This is a genomic window from Cytobacillus sp. NJ13 (genome assembly GCA_030348385.1).
Lineage (GTDB): Bacteria > Bacillota > Bacilli > Bacillales > Cytobacillaceae > Cytobacillus.
The window spans coordinates 1,493,290-1,513,491 of sequence record JAUCFP010000006.1 but is presented as its reverse complement, the minus strand read 5'-3'; the positions used below and the strand labels follow the sequence as shown (position 1 = coordinate 1,513,491).

The following is a 20,202-nucleotide window of genomic DNA, read 5'->3' as shown; positions in this document are numbered from 1 at the left end:
CACATGGGGATTTTTAAGAACTGGACGCGGTTTGAAATAATATGGCTGATCACGTTTACGTTGGTTAACATTTATCTTTTCTTTGCCTGGTCGGATTCACTGCTTGGCCTGATTTCGTCCATAAGCGGCATGTTATGTGTGGTGCTGGTGGCGAAGGGGAAGATTGCAAACTATTACTTTGGCATTGTTCAAACTTTAACTTATGCTTACATTGCTTACGGTTATGGCCTTTATGGAGAAGCCATGCTCAATGCCCTGTTTTATTTTCCGGTGCAATTTATCGGTATTTATCTGTGGCGGCAGCATAAAACAAATCGGGATGATAAAGGGGAAGATGTGATAGTTAAAAGTCTAACAAAAAAGGGCTGGCTCTATACATTAGTATCTATTGTCGTCCTTACAATTGGATATGGGTTTTTCCTTAAATATTTAGAGGGCAATTTTGTCTGGACGGATTCAGCTACAAACGTCCTCTCTATAACTGCGCAAATATTAATGCTGAAGAGATTTGCGGAACAATGGCTCATCTGGATTTCCGTTAATGTATTATCCATTTTTCTTTGGGCGAGTGCTCTCATCACACAGGGAGGCAATGACTTTTCGATGTTAGTCATGTGGACTGCATTCCTGGTCAACAGCATTTATGGTTATATCAACTGGCGGAAATTATATGTAAAACAGAATAAGGAGGAGGTTTAAATGACAGTTGGATTTATTGGAGGCAAGTTTCTTCCCCTGCATCTTGGCCATGTCTATGCCATTGTGCATGCCTCATCCATCGTTGACGAACTGTACGTTGTGCTGTCCCATAGCGAACTGCGTGACAGGCAATTGTGCCAGCATTCAAAAATGGATTATATTCCGCCTCATATCCGCTTGCGCTGGCTCAGCCAATTAACAAAAGATATGCCGCATGTAAAGGTAATTTCCATCGAAGATGATCAGGGAAATGATGATTACAATTGGGCTGAAGGTGCCCGGCAAATAAAAATGGCAATTGGAAAGCGCATTGATTATGTATTTAGTTCAGAGTATGAATATAGTGATATCTTTAATGAACTCTACACAGAGGCAAAGCATATTCTGATTGATCCGAATCGGGGACATGTGAATATATCGGCAACAGCAATCCGTAATGAAGGCGTCTTTCATCATTGGGAGTACATTCCTGACTTTGTAAAACCTTATTTTGTTAAAAAGGTTGTTGTGGTGGGAACTGAAAGCTGCGGAAAATCTACTCTGACGAGAAATCTTGCTAAAGTCTATAATACTTCCTATGTTGAGGAATATGGCCGAATCGTATGTGAAGATTTAGGCGGCTGCGATGGGATTATGGTTAAGGAAGATTACCACAAAATTGCTTATGGCCATAAGCTTGAAGAAATCAAGGCGATTGAAAAAGCGAACAAGGTGGTTTTTATCGACACGGAGGCAATCGTGACTCAATTTTACTCCAACCTATACAACAATGAGCATCAGACTGTGCTGGATGAAATAGCAAGCCTGCAGGATTATGACCTGTGGCTATACCTTGAACCTGATGTGAAATGGGTGGACGATGGACTTCGGGTTCATGGGGAGGGCGATGTAAGGAACCAAAACAATGAGGCTTTAAAAACGCTGCTGAGCAAGCATAAAATTGCTTATAAAATCCTGAGCGGTGATTATAAGGACCGGCTTCAGGGTGCCATAGGGCATATTGAAGAGCTGCTAAAAATTTAGTAAGTGATTGACAAAAAAGATAATATTATTTATCATTTAAAAAACCTAATGAAATACTTTCATTCGTATAACTCCAATAATATGGTTTGGAGGTCTCTACCAGGAACCAATAATTCCTGATTACGAAGAAGATACACGTGCTGTATTTTCTTCGTAATCAGGAATTTTTTTTTGTAAAAAAATCTAGGAGGTCCAGCTATGAATTTTACTATTTTGCCTAAAATTGAACTTCACTGCCATTTGGACGGGAGTGTCAGACCAGAAACCATCATTGATATCGCGAAGAGAGAAGGCATCAGCCTGCCTTCTTTTGATAAAGAAAAAATCAAAGAAGAACTAATTGCCCCGTTGGATTGCGAATCCTTGGATGAATATTTAAAAAGATTCTCCATTCCTAACTTAGTCATGCAGTCAAAAGAAAATTTAAAAAGAATTTCCTTTGAGCTCTTTGAAGATGCAGCAAAGGAAAATGTGAAGTACATGGAGGTCCGCTTTGCCCCTTTACTTCATACGCGAAAGGGATTATCCGTAGAAGAAATCATCCAAAGTGTGATTGAAGGGATGAGAGAAGCGGAAGAAAAATTTGATATTAAAGGAAATTTCATTTTGTCATGCATGAGAACGATGAGTGTGGAAAGTGCTTTTGAGGTCGTTGAAAAGGGAAAAGCATTCCTGGGAAAAGGAGTTGTGGCAATCGATCTGTGTGCTTCCGAGGAGAAAGGATTCTGCGGAAAATTCATTGAACCGATTGCGCTGGCCAGAGAATATGGCTACAGAGTCACCATCCACGCCGGTGAAACGGGAATCGGTAAAAATGTGCTGGAGGCCGTTGAATGGCTGGGAGCTGAAAGAATTGGACACGGTGTATTTATTAAAGACTGTGAAGAGGCATATAAGCTTGTAAAGGAAAAACAGGTAGTGCTTGAAATGTGCCCAACCAGCAATGTCCAAACGAAAGCGGTAAACCAATTTAGCGAACACCCAATTTCCGACTTCCATCGGGATGGAATAAAAGTAACGGTTAGTACGGACAACAGAACTGTATCGGATACAACGATGGCAAAGGAATGTAATATTGTTTCCAATGAATTTGCGATGAGTGCTGAGGATTATAAACAAATTTATATGACTAGTGTAGAAGCAGCTTTTGCAGATGAAGGGACAAAGGAAAAGCTGAAGAAATATCTACGGGATATTTAAAAGTTAATATTGCCTATTATATAGAAAAAAAACAACATGATTAAGAAAGGTGCCTGACCCTGGTTGCATTAATAAGTTAAGAACTATAGGGTAGGTGCCTTTTTCTCTGAAGAAATCATGTGAATTATTCTGGAAAATGAATCTATTATGGAGGATAAAGATTTAATAAAATTCCATTAATACATTACTACTGCAAGTGGAAATCATTACCTGCCTGTTTATTACGAATAAATGACAAATATTTCAGAGGGTGTGTTACCATATTTAAGGTAATTTATCAAATGATTACAACTAGAAGTAAACAGGGGGAACAATGAAGCATGGAAAAATGGATAGGGAATCACCCTACAGTGTCACAGAAGGCTCTTAAGGTGAAATATGGACAGATTTTAAATAGGGATAAATGGGCTGTCCTTGGCGAAAAAGAACAAGTGCTTAAAATTATCGAGGGTGAGCTGGATAAACGTGGGGGTAAGGAAGGAGATGGAATTGTTGCACTTACTGATACACGGATCTTGTTTATCTCTCGATATGAGAATTCTTCATATAATTATTCTTCAATTAATAATATCCGGATTACTGAAGACGGAAAGGATAAGCATCAATGGAAGCTGAGTTTTTCTGCAGGCGGCCGCCGAATTGTTGTGGATGATATTGCAAAGAATGATGACAGTGACGAATATTTCTTTATTTTAAATCATAAAGTTCAAAATCCAAATCGCAGGATTGAAACAACAGTTACTCATGATTTCAGTTATTTTCTGCATGCAGGACGATTGGACGATTTCCGTAAGCAAAATGTAGTTATCACTCCTTTTCTATTGAAAAGAGACAATCAAGGAAGCAATGCTAATGGTCTTCGATTGCTAAAAGAGATCCACCAAAATGCTTTGTTTATTGTCCCAGGAAACTTTAAAAAAGAGAAAGCAGAAGGCGACTTTATTGTAGTAGATGATTTGGTCTATCTTTATAAATATGATAATAAAGAACGTGTTGCAACCCTTTTAAACTCGTGGGTATATGGTGCCTTTAATGGTGTAACTCTTGATTACTTTGCGCTTAAAACGGTTATTACAATTGACAGTGGAGAGCTGACATTCAACTCAAAAGGGAAAGAGTTTGCCGATCTATTAGCTGAAAAAGGAGCCTTTTTTACGATTCAAAAAAGAAAATGGCATCAAAAAATTCTTGGTTTTCGAAGCGGTAAGCTCTGGAAAAAGAGTGTCGCCTCCATATCTTATCTGCTTATTCTATTAGTTGGTATGGGAATGATTTATGGTGATGATGAATCTAAGAATAAGAAGACGCCAGACCAGAGTATTGCTGAGATGAATGCTGAAACACAAGACGAAAACAAAGAAGCAGATGAAAAAGCTAGATTGACTGCTGAACAGAAAGCAAAGGATGAGGAAGCTGCTCGCCTTGCTGCCGAACAAAAAGCAAAAGAACAAGAGGCTGCGCGGATTGCTGCTGAACAAAAAGCGAAAGAAGAAGCAGCTGAGAAGAAGGCTGAAGAGGAAGAAGCCGCTCGTCTAGCAGCTGAGAAGAAGGCTAAAGAAGAAGAAGCTGCCCGTCTTGCTGCTGAACAAAAGGCACAAGAAGAAGCAGCTGCAAATGTATTTTATAAAAATTGTGACGCTGTAAAAACTGCAGGCGCAGCTCCAATCAGAACTGGCGATCCAGGATACTCAAGAAAACTTGACCGTGATGGTGACGGGGTAGCTTGTGAATGGTAATGAGTATAAATAATTTTTTACTGGAGAGTAGATTCATTCTACTCTCTTTTTTAGTAGCCTAACTCAGATGCAAACAATTTAAGCTCTTCCTTATCCAAAATAATCGTTCCTTCGTATTTCATGCCGATTTTTTTAAGCAGGGCTGAGGAAGCATGATTGTCTATGGATGTGATGGCAAGGATCCGTTTCAGATCCAGCTGCTCATGACCATATTTCAATGTAGCAGAAGCTGACTCGAACCCATAACCTTGCGTTTGATATTTGGATAAAAAAGCAAACCCAATATCAACATTATCTAAAGTATCCCGTTGTATCAATCCGCACATCCCAATAGGAGTGCTTCCTTCCTTTCGTTCAACCATAAAGAGGCCAAAGCCCAGCTGAGAGTACATTTTCATGGGGCCGGTAACAATATAATTCTTAGCATCCTCAAGCGTACGTACACCTTTATCGCCAATATAACGAATCCATGCAGGTTCATTTAAAAGTTCGAGAATAAATGCTGCATCATCTGGTGTTAACCAGCGAAGAATTAATCGATCTGTTTCAAGCACTTTCAATTAAATTACACCTCTTTCAATTTTTTATACCTGTTGAACCGATTTGTAAAAATATTAGTTCATCAGTCATGCTATAACAAATATATAAGTATAAGCAAATTAAAAATTCCATTTTCTAGATTGGTAATTCTCCCATAGATTCACTAATGAGTTCTCCCTGTAAACCTGTTAGCCTTGTAAGTGGCCTGTTTTTGCCTAAAAACTACAAACAGGAGGTTTACAAATGAAAAATTTAGTAACATTTGTTGCTGCCATTTCACTCATTATGGGTTCATATAGCGTGTTTCCTGCTGATCATTTCGATGCTGAGACAGTAGATCAGAAAGCTGCAGAGACACTAACATATAAAAAAGTTGAAGTTGACGTGAAGGAGTCATCATCAACGGATCATCGCTTCATCAAAGAGGAAGAAAAAAAGCTGCTTGCCCGTCTTGTACAGGCTGAAGCAGAAGGGGAGCCGTTCGAAGGGAAAGTAGCGGTTGCTGACGTGGTGCTGAATCGTGTTGAGCATGAACAATTCCCGGATACAGTCAAGGACGTTATTTATCAGAAGAATGCTTTTGAACCTGTTCAAAACGGTTCAATCAATGAACCAGCAAGTAAAGAAGCAGTTCAGGCCGTTGAGACAGCTCTTATTGATAAGGAGCAAAACGAAGAGCTCCTTTATTTTTATAACCCTGAAACAGCTACAAGCCAGTGGATTTTTTCACGTGAAGTGGTGAAAAAAATCGGTAACCATGCATTTGCTATATAAAGGCGCGTACAGCATAAAAAGCTGCGCGCTTTTTTTGTTGGAAAAAAACTGAATTTGGAGAAGGAATATAAGCAAAGATGGCGAAAATGACTAAAGGTAAATACTTCCAATGAGGGAGATGATTAAGATGGAGATCATTGTAAAGAAATTACCTGAAACAGAAGTAGCGTATATTAGGCGTATCGGAAGTTATTTTGAACTGCAGGATCATTGGGGAGATTTGATTAGCTGGGCAAACACCAATGGGCTGTTGCCGCCGAAGCAATCTTTTATCGGCATTTCATTGGATAATCCTGAACTGGTGGAAAGCAAGGATTGCCGGCACGATGCCTGTGTTACCCTTCCCGAGGGTTTTCATAAAGAAAAACATCAAGAAGTGAAATTTACAAAGCTGCCTGGCGGAGATTATGCTCTGTATCATTTCTATGATATCCCTGATAAATTGAATGGTGCTTATCAGTACATGTTTGGGGAATGGCTGCAAAATTGCGATTATGAACCGGATTACGATCGGCACAACCTTGAGTTTAATTTAAATAATCCCGCTGAAGATGCAGAGGGGAAATGTAAGGTTGATTTATATGTACCAGTCAGAAAAAGAATTTCCTGATGCAGAGTAACACCTGAAGAATCTTTACATAAAATTCACCAACTATTAGCAGGTGTGAATGATTTCCAGCGAATAATAAAGCACATATTTGCAGGAGGAATATTTTATGCTTAACATTGCATGGGACTTATTATTATGGATGTCAGCAACAATATTATTCCGTTTATTTGGACAGATTTTTTTAATTCCTTGAGGTATTTTTAGTGCTTGCGATTTTTATTCTGGCCATCCCTTTGATTGCAATTGCAACCTATCCTTACTATTATGTTAGGAAGATTTCAGGTTCAGAACGTATAATAGCTGCTGTTCAAATTGCTCTTCCAGGAATGATTATGGATATATTAAGTATTATTTATTTTGCAAAAGTGTTTCCGAATTTAACAAATGATTCTCTTCCTATATTTGCATCCTGGCTGCTTTGGGCGTATAGCCTAATTTTATTAACTGGATTTTCATCAAGAATCAGGAATAAAATCCCATGTTTTTATGATCCATTTAAATATGGAAAACCCATTGAAACAGGGCATAAATGCTTGTTTTAATGGGTTTTTTAGGTTAAATGCCGGGGTATAATTAGCTGGAATTCCCATGCGGCAAAGAATTATTTATTCTGTTTGCGCTTGAACTTTCGTCGCATTTTGTGCTTGAATTAATGCACTTTGGGCCTGTGCCAGTTCATTCGAAGCTTGCTTGATTGCCTCTTGGGCTAATGTTTGGTCAGAAGCAGATTTTTCAAGTGCCTGTGTAATTAAGGATACGGATAAATTTACATTTGCCTTTGCTTGAGTAAGCTGATTTGTGTCAATTTGCTGATTCATTGTTTTCACTCCTTTTAAAGTCTTTTAAAAATACTCTTATATCATCTCCGCACTTGAATTTTTTATTAATGGCATTCAACATTTTGTGAAACCAAGTGTTACTATGTATAAAATCTTAGCTACTGCTATTGGTGTGCTGATTGCCGGCAATTTTATAATGTCAAATTTATTCGTTTACCGGAATACTGGATGAGCTAACATTCGCAAAAATGGCTGAAGTCCTTTCTTATTTTTACATATTCCATAAAACCAGCTAATAGAAGCTTATGTGTTATTCAAGAATAGGGCGCGATTCTTCTTCAACAGAGAATCGTGCTTTTGTATTATACAGGATATTGAAATACCTGATCATAGAGAAACGTTAGCCATTTATACTTCGACTAATAAGCACAAAGGGGGACTGACTTGAAGATTAAGCATATAATCGTAATATTTATTGTTGTATTAAATTTGGCTGCTTGTTCTAATGGAGAAAATCCTAAAGAATATTTAGGTGAAATTTACAGTATTGGACTAGATTCAATAATGTAAAAAGATGATACTTTAAGTAGTGATCTTAAGTATATAGCAATTGATATGAGTAATTTTGATGAGCTAAAAGAAAAAGACAAGAACGAAGTTTTAAGTTTTTTTAAGGAAAAGTATAAAGTGGAAGTAATGGATGCCTCATTAGATCAATTAAACTGATTGAGCTGCTTCAGTTAATGCAGAACGAAGATACTTGTTTCCTTTTTTGGCTCTTGATGATTTCCGCTTTCCAGCACTTTCATTGTGTTCAAGAACCAATGAAGCCCAAGAACATAAGTGTTCAGCACTGAGGAATTACGAACCCACATTGGTACCAATCTCGGCGAGTATTTGTTCAGCCATCCTTGTGGCTATGCCAGGAATGGGTTCGATATCTTCCTGATATTCGCTTACCCTCTCGGCGATTTCCTTGTCTAGCAGCTCTATCTGTTCAGTAAGGAAGTCAATGAGAGTTAAAATTGTCTTGAGCATCAATCGTTGATGCGGGTTTACATAGCCTCGAGGAGCCAGTTCAAGTTCAACTTTCTTCTATTTCATCGTTCGACGTGCCAAGTTTGATAGTTTCTCAGGATCGTCTTCGCCCTCTGCGATGGCGTAAAGCATGTCCTTTGCCGAAACACCTATGATGCCGGAAACCACAGAGCCGAGTTTAATGTTCGCTCCTTCAAGCACCTTCTGTATCCGATTGTGTTGCCGTGCACGTTAGCTAAATCAGAAAATAATAACTGTGGAAATCTACATCTAAGGTTGTATGGAAAATTCAGCCTTAAAAGGTATTAAAAATTTCCATTAAATTGTTATATTTACATAAGTGGAATGCTTTTTATTTAATGATTTTGTATCTTAATAATTTGTGTTTATTAGCGATAAAAGGTTTATTATCGGTAGATTATCATTCAATTGTCAGTTTTTTTATTATGCTAACGGTGCAATATAGTGGAAGAAGGAATGTGAATAAATAGTTAAATTTTGTAAACCATAAAGGATTTTAGTTACCTTAAAATGCAGTATTAAACGATATTGGGTTTGGCAGAGGAAAGAGTGAGTATTAATAACTATCCTTTTATATGTTTAAGGTTAATTTTGTCATTCTTGTTTAGTGCTTGTTCTGGAAATGAAAAAGTTATAGAAATAGAAAAAAATTATCTGGACAGAAGGGAGGAAAAATTTTGTTTTTAAAAATTGTAAAGAATGATTTCCTCAGGAAGAAAATCGTAAATGTGACAGTGTTAGTTTTTATAACTCTGGCAGTTCTTTTGGGAGCGAGTGCAACAAATATTGTTGCAAATCTGATACAGTCGATGTCGGAACTGCAGGAACGTGCAGTCCCAGCTGACCTTGCACAGATGCATTCCGGAGAATATGACCAGGCAGAAATTGATAGATTTACAGAAGCACAGCAGGAGCATATAGCGATGCAGGAGACGATGGTACTTCTGGGTTTTGAAGGCATGAATATCCATTTTGGCAACAATGAGACGATGGCTGGTACGGTACAGGATATTTCATTTGTTGTTCAGAACAAGAAATTTGATTTTATATTGGATCTGGATAATAAAAGGCTAGAAATAAAAGAGAGCGAAGTGGCGGTTCCCATCTATTTCATGGAAGAATATGACTTAAAAATAGGTGATACGATTACAGTGGAAACTGAAGGGTATCAGAAAGAATTTACCATTTCAGATTATGCAAGAGATTATGAGATGAACTCTTCCCTTACTTCTTCGAAACGGTTTGTTATTAATCAGGCGGACTATGATGAAATGGTTGAAAAGCAGGTAGGGGAACTGGAATATCTGATTGAATTTAAACTGAATGAAAACGGGGATTCTCAAGGACTGCAGACTGCCTATATGGAAGCAGGTCTTCCGGTAAACGGTCCTGCTATCGGAGGAATGGTATTTCTGTTGTTTAATGCCATGTCAGATGCCGCAGTTGTGATGGTCATTATACTTATCAGTATACTGCTGATTATTATCGCTTCGCTTTGTATCAGGCTTACATTTTTGGCAACGATTGATGAAGATTTAAGAGAAATCGGTGTGATGAATGCAATAGGAATATCCAAAAAAGATATTAAGAAGGTGTATATGAACAAATACAGAGTCATGTCAGCAGCTGCCGGTATCATAGGCTATCTGCTTTCCTTTGCCTTGGTCAATCTGTTTAACGGGAATATGAGACTTTATATATCCTCAGATTTATCAGGGAATTTAAAATATGTACTATCTCTTATTGCTCCATTATTGGTCTATTTCATGATTGTGATTTACTGCAAGCGATTATTGAAAAGAATCGATAAAATTTCGGCGGTGGAAGCATTGCGTTCCGATATCATGGAGCGCGGGAAGAACCGAAAATACAGTTTCTCGCTGCTTAAGAACAAATTCTTCAGCACCAATATTTATATGGGACTGAGGGATGTATGGAAACGATTGAAAATATACCGATTACTGTTCATTATCTTTGCTGTTTGTACTTTTATTGTCATTCTTCCGTTAAATGTGTATAACACCATGAATTCACCGCAATTTTCCACTTACATGGGGATCGGAAAATCCGACATGAGATTCGACCTTCGAAGGACCGATAGTATTACAGAAGATTTTCAAAAGCTGCAGGAAGAGCTGAAAGACGATTCGGATATTGAAAAGTATGCGGCATACATCACAAGTTCCTACCAGATCAAAAATGCGGAAGGTTCCTGGGACTATATGAATATTGAAATCGGCGATTTTTCCGTATTTCCATTAAAATATCTGGAAGGAAGAGAGCCGAAGGGTAAAAGAGAAATCTCACTTTCCTATGCTAATGCGTCAAAAGACGGATTAAACAAGAAAGTGGGAGATGAAGTAACAGTCAAGGCTGGCGGGACAGAAGAGACTTTGAAAGTAACGGGTATTTATCAAGATATTACAAATGGCGGGAAAACAGCAAAGGCGCATACCAGTCTTGGTGTAAGTGAAGAGGCCGCCCTTTGGTATATTGTATACATGGATGCTGCGCCAGGCGTTAATATTCGTGAGAAAATGGACTATTACCAGAATGCCTATGATTCCGCGCAGGTAAATAATATTCAAGAATATACGCAGCAGACGCTTGGAAATATCATTGATCAGATGAGCTCAGTTGTGATAGGCGCATTCGCTATTGCAGTAATCATAGCTGTATTGATCACGGCACTATTCCTTCGGATGCTATTATCAAAGGATATGTCTCAGATTGCCATCATGAGAAGTGTGGGATTAACCTCTAAAAATATCAGTCATCAATATATGGCAGGAACGTTGATGGTACTCGTATTGGGAATCATTTTAGGAGTGCTGGCTTCTACTTATTTAGGAGAGTTTCTTGTAAGTATGGCAATGTCCACTATGGGAGCTGCAAAAATTGAATTGGTTAATGTTGCCTGGCAGACATGGCTGCTATGTCCATTGGCGCTCATTATAGTAGTCGGCTTTACGATTTATGTGTCCTGTAAGGTAGCCGTAAAAGATGATTTATCAGTCGTTTTAAGAAGTTAGAACTGCTGAAAAAAGTCCGTACAGGATACGGGTCTGCGAAGGTGGAAGAAGTCTCCTGCATGAAGGCACCAATGCAGAAAAGAATGCAGATTCCTGAAAAATAAGACATTCCAGGTGCCTCTAATGTATATAGCCTGTGATTAAAATGTTTGGCGTTGGAGGAATATAGATGAGCAATATAATAGAAGCAAGAAGTATGAACAAAAAAGTAGAATTAGGAAAAGATAATGTGCTTCATATCTTAAAGGATGTAAACTTGGCGATAGAAAAAGGTGAATTCTTATCGGTCATGGGCCCATCCGGAAGCGGTAAGTCAACGCTGCTATATAATGTAAGCGGTATGGATAGAATAACCTCAGGTAGTGTGAAATTTAAAGGCCGTGAAATCGGCTGTCTAAAAGAAGAAGAACTGGCGAAGATTCGGATGAATCACATGGGATTTATCTTTCAGGATATTAATCTTTTAAAGAATCTGTCAGTGATTGACAATGTTATGTTTCCTGCTCTTGTATCAAAAGATGCGGATAAACATGCGGTAAACCAAAAAGCAAAAAAACTGTTGCACATGACAGGAATTGCAAAGCTTGCAGATCATACTATCACCCAGGCATCCGGCGGACAGCTGCAGAGAGTCGGCATCTGCAGAGCATTGATAAATGATCCGGATATCATATTTGGAGATGAACCGACTGGATCATTAAATTCCAAATCGACAGAAGAGATTATGTCAATTCTTGCAGAGATTAATATAAAAGGGACAACCGTAATGCTCGTAACGCATGATGCAAAGGTGGCAGCAAAAACCGAAAGAGTATTATTTATGGTAGATGGAGCTATTGTTGCACAGAAGAAAATGAGCAAATACGATTTGCAGCTTGACGATAGTAAGGAAAGAGAAGAAAGCATTATGAAATGGTTAGTGGAAAATGGATTCTAATTTTTCATTTTTCATCAATATCCCAGGCTTTTTTCAAGATGAAGGTCGTCTTTTTTTCCACAAGATAATTTGTGAAATACTATCAGGTGCTTTTGTTTAATGAGGATTAAATAATATTTGCTTTGAAAAAAGGAATATCTCCAACATTGGGACATTCCTTTAATTATCTAGAGTTTAATTTACTTTAAAATAGTACAACTTACTTTTAAAAAACACTTTGGTTTTGTTATTAAGTAATAAAGATAAGAGGAGTCATTTTTCATAAGCTATCAAAAACCTGATAAGAAATTACATATCAGGTTTTATGATTCACGAACGATTAAGTTGTTCAGTTCACGACTAAGTTGTATAGTCACTATGGAGGTGTATAATTCACAACTGAGTTGTCTAAAGACAGAACTGTATGATTAGTTTATGTAAAATAATGGTAGATAAGTTCGTATAATACAAATTAACGCTTTCATAATCTCGGTTAAGGAAACGCTCAAACCCTTGATATACTTGGGATTGGGTGTTTTTTAAATTATATCATATTAAACGTTAAGAAGGATTAACGCTAATTAGAGAACTAGTTAGATGAATTTTTTGTCTGTCTACTTCTTTATGGGAATATAAGGAGTTTAATTACCTCATAACACAATCCCTGCAGTAAAATTGTACAAACGGGGATAAGAAACCCAAATTATTCTTGTATAATGATATTTAAGTAACCGTTTTTATATTTTGGAGGAATTGATATGAATCTTGAAAAAGTCTGGACTGAACTCGAAAGTAACGGAGAGCCGGGAATAGACAGCGAAAATACGATGGATGTGTTTAATACTCTTATTTTTTCACCTGGAAATACGTTTGGTGAGATAAAGGAATTCATAGAGAAAACTGATAGAAAACATTAGAAATGGCTTTAGGTGATATTTACTTTATTCCCAGCATGGAGGCAGGGGAGTACGAAGATCATGAGATTCAGGAAAGATATCATTTATATTCAAATGACTTTAGGGAGATTTGCTATATAGGTGAAATTATCTCCACCATTTGGAGGCAATCGAAACCTAAAAAGAAACGGTTTTTTTAAGGAGGAATATTGATGCTACCTGGTTTGTCAGAAATGGATAAAAGTGAATTTCAGGATGCAATTGATCGCGTCATACAAGCAAAAATTTTATTTGAAATGAGAGGACTTTATCCACCTGATCACTTTGAATATTATGCAAGTAGTGATGAGGGAGTAGAATTCCTGCTTAGTATGATTTGTCTAGGAAATGAATGGACACAAATAGATTCCAACACCAATGACAATGGTGTAGAAATGGTGATAATGAATAGTCCCGAATTGAAACAAGTTTATAAAGAAATTGGAACGGTTCCAGAGTCGATACACTTAAAGTTCCAGCAAATCATTAAGTCTTACCATGAATTTTGGGATGGAGACTTTGGAGAGTTTACGGTAAAAATGCTATTTTGCGAGGATGGAAATATTGGTCTCTATTTTGATTTTTGTTACGGCCCTATGTACAGCTTTTTTGAAAGTATTTTGCTGTTAAAGGATCGGTTACAAGCCTTATTAGAGGAAATAAGACAAGAATTATCAAAGGAGAGTGTAGCTTAATGCGAATGGAAGTTGTGTTAGATGGGTCAAAACATGTTGAGATAAAGAAATTCGATGGAGATATTCAAATTGGTAGAAGAAAAGCGCTGACTGACGATTTTATTAGAAGTATGCTCAGTGCTATAGATGAACAAGAATTGCTAAATTATTTATTTGAAAAGGAATATCTAGAAGTTATTTAGAAGTATATCGATGAAGAGGCAGACGTGCGCTATGTAGGAACGGTTTTTGAAAATCTAATTCAAAAAATAAAAAATGAAAAAGATTCTCTTGAAAAAAACCAATATTATATAGATTTATTGATACTTCTACTAGATAAAGTAGACATTCAAAAGATTGATCTGATGGGTCTGAGAAGCATCCTTGGATCGGCTTTGAAAAATGTTGATAAGATGAAATCTGACTCTGTGGAGTTTCAGTCATTACTGCTTACAGTATTAGACAAAGCAGAGGTAAACAAAGAACTATCTACTCCTGCCCTTTCAAAGATTTTGGATGTCGCAGCTAAAAAAGTGGCCATGACAGAGAATCAAGAAGAACTTAAGGAACTATTTTTTTCCATTGTTACGAAAGCACAAAACGATTGGCTAGAGAAAGCCATAAGTACAGCTGTACCGAATCGAGTACTTTGTAATAGCTTTATGCCTAAAGATATTGTGTACTACCAAAAAGACTTAATAAGTGAAACGGTTGTTATTAAAGTGCCAAAAGAGAAAAGGAAAGTTCGCTACCATGATGTAGAGTACACACAAGTAGGTCATCCTGAAATGCTATTTTATTTCAGTATTCAGAATCAACGGATTAGTAAAATCAAAATTGCCTGTGTAAAGGATAAGATTTTGAAAGAAGACACTCGCTTGTACCATTATCCATATTCGAATGTATTTGGAGATCACAGAGTTTGTTGGAGCTATGGGGAATATAATATTGATTCTCTGGATAAGCTGCAGCACATTCCTTATGTATTTCTTTCTACTCCTAATAATGGTCATGTGAATCCTCAAACCCGTATGTTGGTTGAGAAATATCAAAATGCAGAGTTTGATGATGAGACGCTGTCTCCATCTAATAAAACGTTTGCTGAATTTGTTGCAAAAGATTAATGAGAGGCCTTATTGGTATACTCCAATAAGGCTCTTTTCATATAATTAATCTATTGGAATAAGTACACACATAGATTGTCAGGTTTAGGTTTCTTTACCTGGATGAAAGGAGTACTTACATGTACTTAAAAATATTTTTTGGCGTTTGCATCTTGTACTTAGTTGGCAGCTTAATTTATTATTTTAGGAACCGTGAAGGCTTTATCTTACACATAGGAAGACTTCGGAAAAGCTTATATGTAATGTTCTTAACGGCCCTTTGTCTGGGATTTATCTTTCAAGAGATGGATTATATGGACTGGCAGCTTTTGCTCCAAATGACAGCTTTCATTGTCTTTGTGGATCTTGCAGTGTTTCAAACACCAAATATATTAAAGATATTTAATGCTGAACTTCAGCATGAAGATTTAATTCGAGAGACACTAGAAAAGAACCAAAGGACATTAGGCTTTGTTACTCAAAAAGCAAATACCTTTACTGGAGTGATCCAAGAATCTGAAGACTATTTCATGGGAAAGCAGCCGGTTTCAAGTTGGACAGAATATGAAAAAGAGCTTTGTGAATACGTAAGTAAATATACTGGTTTTTTTGATTTCAAACTAAAATTATTCCTAATACCCGATTATCAAAATCAGGAGGAATTAATTAATGCCATTATGGTTTCACTAGAGCAGGTTGAAAGAAGATATAATGTGAACATTGAAGATTTGCAAGATGTCTCGAACCGCCTAGCTGATGCAGAAAGCTTGCCATTGGTCATAGAAGAATTATTTATTGTTCCTTTTTATGGCCAGCATACCTACTTAGCTTTAGTTAGCAGCAAAGATGTTGAAGTAACAGGAATTGATGCTCTTAATATTGTCAATCTCATCAGTATTTTTGAATGGGAGATGTGTTAATACGCGCATTAGTGGTATAATTAACTATAATCAATCCAATGGAGGATGATTAACTATGATTGCTAACAGAATTGCTCATTCAAGAAAAAAGGTTAAGAAGTATAGAGGCCGAGCAGGCAGAATGGTTACTCCCTCTGGAGAACCCCCTGCAATTAATAGTCGCGGAAAGAAATTAACCAAAGTTGCACCTGGAGACTCATTTAGTGGTGTAAATGAAATGAATAAAAAGGTGTTAGAGTTGTTAAATAACCAATAGAGACTGGAAGCAAAGGCAAAATGCCTTTGCTTTTTTTATGGTCATATTGCAAAAGGTCCATGGATATACTTCTTATATAAGGAGGATAACTATGGGAGAAGATAAGAATCTGAAGCCTCGAAAGAAGACCGTTGTTAAAGATATGGGATTTAAAGTGGCAAAGGAAAACGAAAAGGTGATAGAAGTATTGAAAGAAAAGGGAGCGGAAAACAGATAACTTCAATCTTTCCTTTTTTATGACTAATAGGGATGATATACTAAACTCATACTTCTTCATTTCTTTTTACTAACACCCACGCGGGCGTTCATTTCATTTTCTATATTGAAATGATGGTCGAAGGATATACATTACCGAAAATAGCCAAACGACTGAAAATTCACCTTTCTACTGCATTTTATTGGAGACATAAGATTCTCATTGCATTAGGAACGCAAGGATTTGCTCATTTAACGGGAATTATTGAAAGTGATGAGACATTCTTCCGTGAATCTATGAAAGGAAGAGAAATCGTTCACAGAAAACCAAAAAAACGTAGTGAAAAGGACCAGAAACGAGGAATCTCTAATCAAAAGATTGCAGTTGTGGTTGCACAAGACCGCATAGGCAATGTAATTGCTCGTAAGGCAGGTACTGGGCGTGTGAAAGCTGAAGAAATAGACGCAGTAATTGGACAATTCATTGACCCATCCTCTTTGTTATGCACCGACACAGCGACGAACTATAAGAAGTTCGCCAAGATGAAAAATCTACAACACGAGCCTGTAAACGAACGACAAAAACAAAGAGTGAAAAAAGGAATCTATCATATACAACACGTCAATAATTTTCATAATCGACTAAAAAAGTGGATGGAACGATTTCAAGGTGTTGCGACAAAATACTTAGATAATTACCTCTATTGGTTCCGCTGGCTTGACTTAGGAAAGAATCTAGCATTTGAAAAACAGGTTGAACAAATGCTTATTTTGGCGTGCCAAAAATCAAGTCAAATTACTGTCGAAATGCTGAGATGTGCATAAAAAATAGCCTCAAAAAGAGGCATAGCTTAATTTGTAGTTTATGATGGTGAATTCGTTGTAAGAAAGTACAAAATGTTTAATATGACGAGTATTACTAAAATAGCTAATACTACCTTTTTCAAAGCTATACCTCCCTTAAATGGTCATATTTTACTCTATTAATACAATACACAATTTATTCTACTAATTCGTATTTTAAAAAACAACAATCTTTACGAAAACAGCCTTTGCAATCTTGTTAAAGCTTAATCCTTTTGCCCTTAACTCAATAAATTTCTGTCTGGTATCATTATCCCTCATTGCACACCTCCTACTCCAACTGGTTACTTCTATGTTATCTTTTCGTATTGTGTATCCTGACAAAAATGATAGACCTTTAACCGAACCTATTGAATCTGAAATTTTTTTCGAAAGTCGTCTGTTACTAATTCAATAAACTTGGTATTATGGTATAAACGACTAAGAACACGCTCACCGATAGCAGTCGATAAGTGCTGTTCGTTAAAGTTACTTGTGTAGATCGTCGGCTTTCCCATCCTAAGGTTGACGATCTCAAACAGTTTATTTTTACTCCAATCAGATTCATCTTTGCTTCGTGCTTCAGAACCCAAATCATCAAGTACAAGAAGTTCGAACTTCCTAAGATCATTAATTATACCCTCTTCAGTCCTACACGCCCCTTTTTGATAAGTAGCTTTTATTTTAGAAAGAAGTCCTCCAGTTGTTAAAAAACCAACAAGAAATCCCTCTTTTTTAAGAGTCCTGGCAATAGCAGTTGCCAAATGAGTCTTACCAGTCCCTGGGTTGCCCATAAACAAAATGTTATATCTTTGCTCTGGAACGTTTTTAAACACCTTTACATAATCCATAGCTGCCCTTTTGGCAGTATACATACTGCCATAGGATTCAACCATAAAATTTTTAAATCTAGTATTTATCAAATCATCCGGATTATGCCAATATTCATTTTCAAAGCGATTGGCCAATTGTTCATGTAAGATCGTTTTGTTGCTCTCGAAAACTTTGGCATCACTTAGATTGGCTTATTTAAACGAGAAGCTTAATATTATAGTCAAACAATACAATCTTCACCCAATCACTATACATGGATTACGCCATACACACGCGTCTTTGTTATTTGAAGCAGGCGCAAACATTAAAAAGGTTCAAGAACGATTGGGCCACTCAGATATTCAAATGACAAGGAACGTCTATACACATGTCACAGACACATTAAAAGAACAGACCGCTGAGAAGTTTCAGAGATATATTGAGCTTTAGAAGTTTTCGGATGTGGTCAAAAATAATTTTGTGGTCAAAATGTGGTCAAAAGCAATTTTCAGGAATAAAAAAGACCCCCAACCAAATCGGTTGAGAGTCTTTGAAACGCTGATAATTAACGCTTTGAGAACTGAGGAGCACGACGAGCACCTTTAAGACCGTATTTCTTACATTCTTTAATACGTGCAGATAATTTGAAGAAGCGTGAAATAACATAATCCTTGTCATAACAAGGCTTAGATCCTTTCTACTACCTGAAATAAAAATTTATATAATTAACATTTGTATATGTTCTGTGGCAAAATGCGGTCAAAAAAAGCTTGTAATATCTAAACTAAATAGTTGGGTGCTATTCCATCTGTAAATTAACAATATCTTTTTATAAATATTTTTTAAATTAGAATTACTCTTACACTTTCGAAGCCTGTAAACCATAAATAGGCTGTATATTCTGATTAACCAGAGACATTTGGTTATAAAGCACATATTAATAATATGTGTTTTAAATTAAGAAGAAGGAAGTGTATTTTATGTATTGGTATTACCCAAGTAGTTACCCAGCTACGCAACCTAGCAATAATTTTTATCTAGATCCAGTATCTAAACAGACTAAACCAAGACCATATCCTGCTGCACCTGCATATAGAACAGTTACACAAACAGACTGCGGATGTGGAAATAACAGGGGACATATACGGTTAAATGATGAAAGGCCCGCTCCGCCTCTTCCTTATGGACCTTATACCTGTAAGCAGGGTTATGTCTGGCGGGAAGCAGTTTCTGGTGACTTTGTATGCGTGTCTGGGCAAACACGCGATGAGACTGCTTCTGAAAATGTACTGGGGCCGTCTCGCCGGCAACCCGGAGGCGGTGCCTACGGGCCAGATACATGTAAGCAAGGCTTTGTCTGGCGTGAGACGCGACCGTCAGATCATGTCTGTGTCCCACCTCATCGTCGTGAACGAGCTAGAGTCGACAACGAATTAGCGCCCTATACTATGGCTTATCCACCTGCCGCCCCTAGCAATGGTATAAGTGTCAGGGACGAATATAGAAATAATCAAGTTATTTATAAGGTCTTCGGGACTTTTATTCCTAATGGGAAAGTCGCTTTCTATGCGTACGATGAAGAAGACTATACGACACGTGTGAGGCTTCTCAACAAGTTCTCAACTGATGCCAACGGGAAGGTGGTTGGCTTTATAGGGGAAAGTTTTGAAGGGAGAGAAACATTCTACAAGTTCCCATGTTCTGAATATAACTATTATAGATTAAGGGGGGCACCTATCATTGTCGTTGATGAAAAAAGTGGAATTGTCAGTAATGCTGGAAAGTTGAGAATTCCTCCTCCTAGTTGTGGTTGGATGCCACCAAATAGGTTCTGAGACTGACATTTTTATGGGGAAATAATAAATAACCTTTATCCCTAATTGTACTTGGTTTATTAGGGCACTTTTTTGAACGGAGAGAAACATTTTACAGGTTCCCATGCACTCTGTAATATAATAATTTCCGATTCAGGTCACCTATCATTGTCGTTTTGGAGAGTCTGTACCTGCGGCTCCTTCATGAAAGGTTCTACTCCCACATTTATTGCAACTTTCATTAAAAAAAATTTTATCGTGAACGTTCTAAAACATTACTA

General features: G+C 37.2%; 21 protein-coding genes, 4 pseudogenes and 1 riboswitch. Of the genes and pseudogenes, 20 read left to right on the top strand and 5 right to left on the bottom strand.

Annotated features, from left to right (window positions below; genetic code table 11):
• Window positions 1-3 precede the first annotated feature (3 nt).
• From pnuC to QUF73_07345, 4 genes are all read left to right on the top strand, one after another.
• On the top strand, window positions 4-699 hold the full coding sequence (gene pnuC / locus QUF73_07360) for a nicotinamide riboside transporter PnuC (protein MDM5226026.1): 696 nt from the start codon (window positions 4-6) through the stop codon (window positions 697-699).
• Window positions 700-1,722 carry a multifunctional transcriptional regulator/nicotinamide-nucleotide adenylyltransferase/ribosylnicotinamide kinase NadR gene (gene nadR / locus QUF73_07355; protein ID MDM5226025.1) on the top strand — a complete coding sequence of 341 codons (1,023 nt, stop codon included), beginning with the start codon at window positions 700-702 and terminating at the stop codon, window positions 1,720-1,722. It begins immediately after the preceding gene.
• Between the two features lie 43 nt (window positions 1,723-1,765).
• Window positions 1,766-1,865, top strand: a riboswitch (purine riboswitch).
• A gap of 55 nt (window positions 1,866-1,920) precedes the next feature.
• Window positions 1,921-2,922 carry an adenosine deaminase gene (gene add / locus QUF73_07350; GenBank protein MDM5226024.1) on the top strand — a complete coding sequence of 334 codons (1,002 nt, stop codon included), beginning with the start codon at window positions 1,921-1,923 and terminating at the stop codon, window positions 2,920-2,922.
• A gap of 320 nt (window positions 2,923-3,242) precedes the next feature.
• Entirely contained in the window at window positions 3,243-4,658 is a 1,416-nt protein-coding gene (locus tag QUF73_07345; GenBank protein MDM5226023.1) for an excalibur calcium-binding domain-containing protein, read from the top strand.
• 50 nt (window positions 4,659-4,708) lie between these two features.
• On the opposite strand, the gene QUF73_07340 is transcribed toward QUF73_07345, so the two are convergent.
• Window positions 4,709-5,218: a GNAT family N-acetyltransferase gene (locus QUF73_07340; protein ID MDM5226022.1), complete on the bottom strand. Its 510-nt coding sequence runs from the start codon at window positions 5,216-5,218 to the stop codon at window positions 4,709-4,711.
• Between the two features lie 223 nt (window positions 5,219-5,441).
• Here QUF73_07340 and QUF73_07335 point away from each other — a divergent pair, with 223 nt between their 5' ends.
• From QUF73_07335 to QUF73_07325, 3 genes are all read left to right on the top strand, one after another.
• Window positions 5,442-5,972 carry a cell wall hydrolase gene (locus QUF73_07335; protein MDM5226021.1) on the top strand — a complete coding sequence of 177 codons (531 nt, stop codon included), beginning with the start codon at window positions 5,442-5,444 and terminating at the stop codon, window positions 5,970-5,972.
• Between the two features lie 127 nt (window positions 5,973-6,099).
• Window positions 6,100-6,582 (top strand): GyrI-like domain-containing protein, encoded by a 483-nt coding sequence (locus QUF73_07330; GenBank protein MDM5226020.1) that lies wholly within the window; start codon window positions 6,100-6,102, stop codon window positions 6,580-6,582.
• A gap of 233 nt (window positions 6,583-6,815) precedes the next feature.
• A complete protein-coding gene (locus tag QUF73_07325) occupies window positions 6,816-7,124 on the top strand; it encodes a DUF5367 family protein (protein MDM5226019.1) in 309 nt (102 codons plus the stop codon).
• Between the two features lie 63 nt (window positions 7,125-7,187).
• Here QUF73_07325 and QUF73_07320 read toward each other — a convergent pair whose 3' ends face one another.
• Window positions 7,188-7,400 (bottom strand): hypothetical protein, encoded by a 213-nt coding sequence (locus QUF73_07320; GenBank protein ID MDM5226018.1) that lies wholly within the window; start codon window positions 7,398-7,400, stop codon window positions 7,188-7,190.
• A 405-nt stretch (window positions 7,401-7,805) separates the two neighbouring features.
• On the opposite strand from QUF73_07320, the gene QUF73_07315 reads away from it, so the two are divergent.
• The gene (locus QUF73_07315) at window positions 7,806-7,931 is read left to right on the top strand and encodes a hypothetical protein (protein MDM5226017.1); all 126 of its coding nucleotides are present in this window, start codon (window positions 7,806-7,808) and stop codon (window positions 7,929-7,931) included.
• A gap of 147 nt (window positions 7,932-8,078) precedes the next feature.
• On the opposite strand, the pseudogene QUF73_07310 reads toward QUF73_07315, so the two are convergent.
• Window positions 8,079-8,210 (bottom strand): annotated as a pseudogene (locus QUF73_07310) (transposase).
• Between the two features lie 887 nt (window positions 8,211-9,097).
• Here QUF73_07310 and QUF73_07305 point away from each other — a divergent pair.
• The 10 genes and pseudogenes from QUF73_07305 (at window position 9,098) to QUF73_07260 (ending at window position 17,276) form a co-directional block, all read left to right on the top strand.
• A complete protein-coding gene (locus QUF73_07305; GenBank protein ID MDM5226016.1) occupies window positions 9,098-11,452 on the top strand; it encodes an ABC transporter permease in 2,355 nt (784 codons plus the stop codon).
• A 169-nt stretch (window positions 11,453-11,621) separates the two neighbouring features.
• A complete protein-coding gene (locus tag QUF73_07300) occupies window positions 11,622-12,389 on the top strand; it encodes an ABC transporter ATP-binding protein (protein ID MDM5226015.1) in 768 nt (255 codons plus the stop codon).
• Between the two features lie 737 nt (window positions 12,390-13,126).
• Window positions 13,127-13,285: a hypothetical protein gene (locus QUF73_07295; protein MDM5226014.1), complete on the top strand. Its 159-nt coding sequence runs from the start codon at window positions 13,127-13,129 to the stop codon at window positions 13,283-13,285.
• Window positions 13,286-13,476: 191 nt separating this feature from the next.
• Window positions 13,477-13,998, top strand: coding sequence for a hypothetical protein (locus QUF73_07290; GenBank protein MDM5226013.1), 522 nt, complete (start codon window positions 13,477-13,479; stop codon window positions 13,996-13,998).
• Window positions 13,998-14,180, top strand: coding sequence for a hypothetical protein (locus tag QUF73_07285; protein MDM5226012.1), 183 nt, complete (start codon window positions 13,998-14,000; stop codon window positions 14,178-14,180). Before QUF73_07290 ends, QUF73_07285 begins: the two co-directional genes overlap by 1 nt.
• 24 nt (window positions 14,181-14,204) lie before the next feature.
• Window positions 14,205-15,101, top strand: coding sequence for a hypothetical protein (locus QUF73_07280; protein ID MDM5226011.1), 897 nt, complete (start codon window positions 14,205-14,207; stop codon window positions 15,099-15,101).
• Between the two features lie 119 nt (window positions 15,102-15,220).
• Window positions 15,221-16,000 (top strand): type II toxin-antitoxin system SpoIISA family toxin, encoded by a 780-nt coding sequence (locus QUF73_07275; protein ID MDM5226010.1) that lies wholly within the window; start codon window positions 15,221-15,223, stop codon window positions 15,998-16,000.
• A gap of 55 nt (window positions 16,001-16,055) precedes the next feature.
• The gene (locus QUF73_07270; protein MDM5226009.1) at window positions 16,056-16,256 is read left to right on the top strand and encodes a hypothetical protein; all 201 of its coding nucleotides are present in this window, start codon (window positions 16,056-16,058) and stop codon (window positions 16,254-16,256) included.
• 91 nt (window positions 16,257-16,347) lie between these two features.
• Window positions 16,348-16,473 (top strand): hypothetical protein, encoded by a 126-nt coding sequence (locus QUF73_07265; GenBank protein MDM5226008.1) that lies wholly within the window; start codon window positions 16,348-16,350, stop codon window positions 16,471-16,473.
• Window positions 16,474-16,565: 92 nt separating this feature from the next.
• A pseudogene (locus QUF73_07260) lies at window positions 16,566-17,276 on the top strand (IS1595 family transposase).
• 386 nt (window positions 17,277-17,662) lie between these two features.
• On the opposite strand, the gene QUF73_07255 reads toward QUF73_07260, so the two are convergent.
• Window positions 17,663-18,262, bottom strand: a complete 600-nt coding sequence (locus QUF73_07255) for an ATP-binding protein (GenBank protein MDM5226007.1) — start codon at window positions 18,260-18,262, stop codon at window positions 17,663-17,665.
• 46 nt (window positions 18,263-18,308) lie between these two features.
• Here QUF73_07255 and QUF73_07250 point away from each other — a divergent pair.
• Window positions 18,309-18,557 (top strand): annotated as a pseudogene (locus tag QUF73_07250) (tyrosine-type recombinase/integrase).
• Window positions 18,558-18,672: 115 nt separating this feature from the next.
• Here QUF73_07250 and rpsI read toward each other — a convergent pair.
• Window positions 18,673-18,750: pseudogene (gene rpsI / locus QUF73_07245) on the bottom strand (30S ribosomal protein S9).
• 805 nt (window positions 18,751-19,555) lie between these two features.
• Here rpsI and QUF73_07240 point away from each other — a divergent pair.
• Window positions 19,556-19,942 carry a hypothetical protein gene (locus QUF73_07240; GenBank protein MDM5226006.1) on the top strand — a complete coding sequence of 129 codons (387 nt, stop codon included), beginning with the start codon at window positions 19,556-19,558 and terminating at the stop codon, window positions 19,940-19,942.
• The last annotated feature ends 260 nt before the right edge of the window (window positions 19,943-20,202 follow it).

Excerpts from the sequence above, each read along its gene's own strand:
- pnuC (MDM5226026.1), top strand. The coding sequence starts at position 4 with ATGGGGATTTTTAAGAACTGGACGCGGTTTGAAATAATATGGCTGATC.
- nadR (MDM5226025.1), top strand. The coding sequence starts at position 700 with ATGACAGTTGGATTTATTGGAGGCAAGTTTCTTCCCCTGCATCTTGGC.
- add (MDM5226024.1), top strand. The coding sequence starts at position 1,921 with ATGAATTTTACTATTTTGCCTAAAATTGAACTTCACTGCCATTTGGAC.
- QUF73_07345 (MDM5226023.1), top strand. The coding sequence starts at position 3,243 with ATGGAAAAATGGATAGGGAATCACCCTACAGTGTCACAGAAGGCTCTT.
- QUF73_07335 (MDM5226021.1), top strand. The coding sequence starts at position 5,442 with ATGAAAAATTTAGTAACATTTGTTGCTGCCATTTCACTCATTATGGGT.
- QUF73_07330 (MDM5226020.1), top strand. The coding sequence starts at position 6,100 with ATGGAGATCATTGTAAAGAAATTACCTGAAACAGAAGTAGCGTATATT.
- QUF73_07320 (MDM5226018.1), bottom strand. The coding sequence starts at position 7,400 with ATGAATCAGCAAATTGACACAAATCAGCTTACTCAAGCAAAGGCAAAT.
- QUF73_07300 (MDM5226015.1), top strand. The coding sequence starts at position 11,622 with ATGAGCAATATAATAGAAGCAAGAAGTATGAACAAAAAAGTAGAATTA.
- QUF73_07295 (MDM5226014.1), top strand. The coding sequence starts at position 13,127 with ATGAATCTTGAAAAAGTCTGGACTGAACTCGAAAGTAACGGAGAGCCG.
- QUF73_07290 (MDM5226013.1), top strand. The coding sequence starts at position 13,477 with ATGCTACCTGGTTTGTCAGAAATGGATAAAAGTGAATTTCAGGATGCA.
- QUF73_07285 (MDM5226012.1), top strand. The coding sequence starts at position 13,998 with ATGCGAATGGAAGTTGTGTTAGATGGGTCAAAACATGTTGAGATAAAG.
- QUF73_07275 (MDM5226010.1), top strand. The coding sequence starts at position 15,221 with ATGTACTTAAAAATATTTTTTGGCGTTTGCATCTTGTACTTAGTTGGC.
- QUF73_07270 (MDM5226009.1), top strand. The coding sequence starts at position 16,056 with ATGATTGCTAACAGAATTGCTCATTCAAGAAAAAAGGTTAAGAAGTAT.
- QUF73_07265 (MDM5226008.1), top strand. The coding sequence starts at position 16,348 with ATGGGAGAAGATAAGAATCTGAAGCCTCGAAAGAAGACCGTTGTTAAA.
- QUF73_07240 (MDM5226006.1), top strand. The coding sequence starts at position 19,556 with ATGGCTTATCCACCTGCCGCCCCTAGCAATGGTATAAGTGTCAGGGAC.